This is a genomic window from Bradyrhizobium sp. NAS96.2 (assembly GCF_001908235.1).
Lineage (GTDB): Bacteria > Pseudomonadota > Alphaproteobacteria > Rhizobiales > Xanthobacteraceae > Bradyrhizobium.
Window position 1 is genome coordinate 1 of sequence record NZ_LGHK01000315.1, and the last position, 4,838, is coordinate 4,838.

General features: G+C 65.6%; 5 protein-coding genes and 1 pseudogene. 3 read left to right on the forward strand and 3 right to left on the reverse strand.

The annotated features are described in order from the left end of the window. Nucleotides 1-494 (reverse strand): annotated as a pseudogene (locus AC628_RS40580) (alanine dehydrogenase); the annotation flags it as partial. A gap of 126 nt (nt 495-620) precedes the next feature. Between AC628_RS40580 and AC628_RS40585 the strand changes: the two are divergent. Continuing rightward, nucleotides 621-1,109, forward strand: a complete 489-nt coding sequence (locus AC628_RS40585; protein WP_074132397.1) for an Lrp/AsnC family transcriptional regulator — start codon at nt 621-623, stop codon at nt 1,107-1,109. 194 nt (nt 1,110-1,303) lie between these two features. Here AC628_RS40585 and AC628_RS40590 read toward each other — a convergent pair whose 3' ends face one another. Continuing rightward, on the reverse strand, nt 1,304-1,864 hold the full coding sequence (locus tag AC628_RS40590; protein ID WP_074132390.1) for a cytochrome b: 561 nt from the start codon (nt 1,862-1,864) through the stop codon (nt 1,304-1,306). A 448-nt stretch (nt 1,865-2,312) separates the two neighbouring features. Between AC628_RS40590 and AC628_RS40595 the strand changes: the two genes are divergently transcribed. Both AC628_RS40595 and AC628_RS40600 read left to right on the forward strand, forming a co-directional pair. Further along, the gene (locus AC628_RS40595) at nt 2,313-3,287 is read left to right on the forward strand and encodes a hypothetical protein (protein WP_245321586.1); all 975 of its coding nucleotides are present in this window, start codon (nt 2,313-2,315) and stop codon (nt 3,285-3,287) included. Between the two features lie 216 nt (nt 3,288-3,503). Then, on the forward strand, nt 3,504-4,217 hold the full coding sequence (locus tag AC628_RS40600) for a type 1 glutamine amidotransferase (RefSeq protein WP_074132395.1): 714 nt from the start codon (nt 3,504-3,506) through the stop codon (nt 4,215-4,217). 9 nt (nt 4,218-4,226) lie between these two features. Here the strand turns inward: AC628_RS40600 and AC628_RS40605 are convergent, their stop codons facing one another. Beyond that, entirely contained in the window at nt 4,227-4,577 is a 351-nt protein-coding gene (locus tag AC628_RS40605; protein ID WP_074132399.1) for a hypothetical protein, read from the reverse strand. Nucleotides 4,578-4,838 lie beyond the last annotated feature (261 nt).

The window sequence follows — 4,838 nt, forward strand, 5'->3', positions numbered from 1 at the left end:
CCGGGCACGCCGCCGAGCAGCTTGCCCATGCCGTCGGCGGATTTGCGCAGCGCGGCACCCGCGGCCTCGATCGCAAGCCGGCCGGCGACTTCGCTCATCGGCGCCAGCAGCGGCAGCCCGCCATGCGCGTCGGTGACGGTTTCATAGGCGACCGCCGTGCAGCCGGAGGCGATCAGCCCCGTGGTCTGCGGCACGTCGGGCGCGAGATGCAGATAGGTGAACAGGATCTGTCCCTCGCGCAGCCTGATCCATTCCGACGGCTGCGGCTCCTTCACCTTGACGATCATCTCGGCGACGGCGAACACCTCTTCGGCGGTGTCGGCGATCCGTGCGCCGGCCTGGGTGTAGGCGTCATCGCCGGCACCGATGCCGTCACCGGCGCCGCGCTGCACCACGACCTCATGGCCGTGCGCCACATATTCCCGCACCGAGGCCGGCGTCAGCCCGACCCGATATTCCTCGACCTTGATTTCCTTGGGCACGCCGACACGCATGGTCCGCTCCTTGCAAAATTGGTTTCCGCCAACCACAAAGCTATGCCCCGTCACACGGCGTTTCTCAGCGAATTCCGGCTTGCCCACAGCCAGATACGCTCATATCCTTCGTCGTTGGCTTCGCTCTTGAAGGAAAGCTGCGTGGACGGTCTCGATCGTATCGACCTCAGAATCCTCGCCGAACTGGTCGCCGACGCCCGCGCCAGCCAGATCGAGCTTGCCGAGAAGGTCGGGCTATCGCCGACCGCCTGCGCGCGGCGCATCCGTCATCTCGAGGAGATCGGCGTGATCCGCGGCTACCGCGTCGACCTCGAACCGTCAGCGCTTGGCCTCGTCACGACGGTCGTCGTCACCATCACGCTGGAGAAGCAGAGCGAGGACTATCTCGCCGCCTTCGAGGCCGCGATCGCCCGCTGTCCCGACGTCGTGTCCTGCCATCTGATGTCGGGCAGCGACGACTATCATCTGCAGGTCATCGCCCGCGACATCGCCGACTTCGAGCGCATCCACAAGCAGCATCTGTCGCGGATGCCGGGCGTCGCCCGCATCCATTCCAGCTTCGCGATGCGCGAGGTGGTCCGCCGCACGATTCCGGAAACCGCGCTGCGCGGTTAGTCCGGGATGGTCGAGTTGCGACCGCGACAAGATTGCGCCCCCCTCTCCCGCCTGCGGGGGAGGGCTGGGGCGGGGGCTCTCTCCACGAATCATACCGTGGAGAGAGCCCCCACCCGCCGCGCTTCGCGCGTCGACCTCCCCCGCAAGCGGGAGAGGTGCAGCAAGTTTGCCGCTAGACTGATCTAACCTGAACTTCAGGATGGACTGCGGCTCGCGCGCGGCCACATCCGCGCCAGCGTCTCGTCCTTCCTCACGACGACATGCCAGAGCGTCGCGGCGATATGCAGCGCCACCACGGCATAGACGACATAGGCGAGCGCGCCATGCGCGAGTTCGCCGGCTTCCGCCACCACCTTGTTGTCGGCGAACAGGCGCGGCCAGCTGAAGGTCCAGAAATAGCGCAGCGAGTAACCGCCGGCCGACGAGACCATGTAGCCGGTCACCGGCATCACGAACAGGATCGCGTAGAGCGCCCAGTGATTGAGCTTTGCCGCGATCTTCACCAGCGGCGAGAACGATCCCGGCTCCGGCGGCGCCGTGGTCGCCGCGCGCACGATCAGCCGCAGGATCGCCAGGAAGAACAGGGTGACGCCGAGCGACTTGTGCAGCTCGAGCAGTTCGCGCCGCGGCGAAGTCCCTGCCGGCTGCAGCCCGCAATAGAGCCCGATCAGCATCGCCGCGATGAACAGGACCGCCGTCGCCCAGTGGATCCTGCGCAGCAGCGGGTCGTAGCTGGCCGTGATGTCCGTCGTCACAAGGCGCCTTCGCTTGAAGCCAGCCCGTGCGGGTGCGGCCCGAAAAAGGAAGCCGTTCTCTAGAGGTTCGGGCGGAGCCTGCCTACCCGCCGCGGATGTCACATTCGATCACGATCGCGAAGGCCTTGTTTTCCCCGCCGTCATTCCGGGGCGCGCGAAGCGCGAACCCGGAATCCATCAGGCAGCGACACGGCGGCCCGATGGATTCCGGGCCTGCGCCTTCGGCGCATCCCGGAATGACGAGAGAGGAGTTTGGCGGGCTACGCGTTGTCACAAACGCCGGGCCGCCGCTCACTGTCACAATCGCCGCGCTGTCACAAACGCTGTCACAATCCGTAGCCGCCCGGCCCCGCGCCACACGCATTTTTTAGTCGTGATTCGCGTCCTTCTATGACAGAATTACTACAGTTCAATATCAATTCGGTTACACGCGGAGCGGTGAATGAGCATGGAACGGCGGGCACGGCCGGTTTCGCTGGCTTGGTCGAATCCAGTGGTCCGGTGGTGGGGTCTCTTGAGCCTCGTCAGCGCCGCCAACATCGCGGTCTGGTTCGCGCTGTATCGCCAGTTCCATGAGCAATCCAACGGCAGCTTCAGCAACACATCCGGCATCGGCCTGATGCTGCTGCTCTGCGCGGCCTATGTGTTCGGCTGCGCGTTCCGCTCGGTGCTGCCGCGCGCCGACGTGCAGCGCATCTGCCTGTTCGACACCTGGCTGTCGAGCGTCGTGGTCGGCCGCACCGTCGCCACCGTCGCCGAGGTCTGCTTCGCCGCGCAATGGGCGATCATCCTGCATCAGCTCGGCACCATGACCGGCGCCGAGACCACCGTGACCATCGCCTGGATCATCGTGCCGCTGATCGTAATCGCGGAATGCTTCTCCTGGTATGCGGTGCTGACCACCCATTATCTCTGCAACGCAATCGAGAACTCGATCTGGGCCGTGGTGTTCTTCCTGGTCGGGATCGCGCTGTGCCGGCTGCTGCCGGAGTTCCATGGCCCGGTGCGCTGGGCCTTCATCGTCGCGATCGTCGGCATCGCCGCCTTCCTCGCCTTCCTGATGACCATCGACGTCCCGATGTACCTGAACCGCTGGCGCGCCAACCTCGCCGCCGGCGGCACGCTGCTGCATCCGCTCGACGGGCTGCGCGACGTCAGCCGGCGCTGGGTCGTAACCCATGACATCGCCGAGTGGCGCGAGGAGATCGCCTGGATGTCGCTGTATTTCAGCATGGCGGTGTGGTCGAGCCTCGCGCTCTGCGTCGGCTATTCGCTCGAGGATCAGCTGCCGCGCTACCGCACCGAGCCTGCGATCGTCAGCACGACACCGGCGATCGTGGCGACGTCGCCGGCCATCATCGTTACGACACCGGCAGCGCAGCACACCGCGACGATCGACGCGGCGGCACCGTCGCAGAATTGATCGACGATCCGGCGCCGGACATCCTCTCATCCTGGGATCTGCCGATTTGCATCCCCGTCATTGCGAGGAGCGATAGCGACGAAGCAATCCATCTATCCGCCCGCGGAGCAATGGATTGCTTCGCTTCGCTCGCAATGACGGGTGTGCAGAGCTTGTGTCTATCAGCGCTTTCGGAGTAAAGGCTGGGTCATCCCCGCTCCTCCGTCAGCGCGTTTCATGCCCCGCATCACCATCATCGAAACCGGGCTCGTCAGCCCGCAATACCGCGAGCGCCACGGCAGCTATCCGCAGATGTTCCAGCGGATGGTGGCCGCATCAGATCCATCTCTGAGCTGCGACGTCGTGAGCGTCGCTAAGGGCGAGGCGCTGCCGGGTCCTGCCGCATTGGACGCGATCCTGATCACGGGATCTGCGGCGGGCGTTTATGACGATGTCGAATGGATTGCACCGCTCGAAGCCTTCGTGCGCGCGGCCCATGACCAGCATGTTCCGATGGTCGGCGTCTGCTTCGGCCATCAGTTGATCGCGCAGGCGCTCGGCGGCACCGTGCGCAAGTCCGAAAAGGGCTGGGGCATCGGCCGGCACGTCTATCAACTGGCGCCGGACAACGACCTGCTCGAGGGCGAGACGATCGCGGTGGCCGCGTCACACCAGGACCAGGTGATCATCCCGCCGGCCTCCGCACGCACCATCATGTCGTCCGAATTCACGCCGCATGCCGGGCTGCTCTATTCCAACGGCACGACGCTGTCGGTGCAGCCGCATCCGGAATTCACCGCCGACTACGCCGACGCGCTGTGCGACCTGCGCCGCGGTCTGGCGCCCGATGCCGTGGTCGACACCGCCAAGGCGTCACTGACCGAGCGGCTCGACCACGCCGCGCTTGGCGACGTGATCACGCGCTTCCTCACGCGCCGCACGCCCGCGTGAGGCAGCGCTTCAGGTCATGCTGCCCGGCATGAAGCAGCGTATGCGCGGATGGCCGTCGATATAGTGCTTCCACACCATGGTTCGCCCGACCTTGTTCGGCTCGGTGATCAGGGCCGCGTCAGGCACCACGACCCATTCGCTGTCGATGCGCACGCGATAGTGGCCGTGATCCGATTCCCAGTCCGGATCGGCAACCACCGATCCGTCGGCGTCCGAGCAGCATTGTCCATAGCCGCTGTGCAGGCTTTCAAACCAGGGCTTTAAAGGCGAGTTGGCGTAGCGGCCGTCGTCGCGCGCCAGGGTCGGCGATGTCAGCGACATCGCCCCAAGCAGAACCGCCACACGTGTGAGAACGTGCATGTTGTCGTCTCCGCAGATCTCGATCAGCTGCGGGCGCGCATCACCAACCATTCGCCCGCAACATTGCCGTCGCAGGCGAGACCACGACGAATCGGCGCCCCAGCACCTGATTCAGCTATGCAAGTGCAGCGCCAGACTGCATTCCGGGAGACTACTGCCAACGAAAGTATGGGGTGCGCGGACCGTCGCGTGCGACACGCGCCAGGCGGCCGGTCGCCTTCCGCGCGGCTCGATCAGCGGCTCGCTGCGGCGACCTCGGGG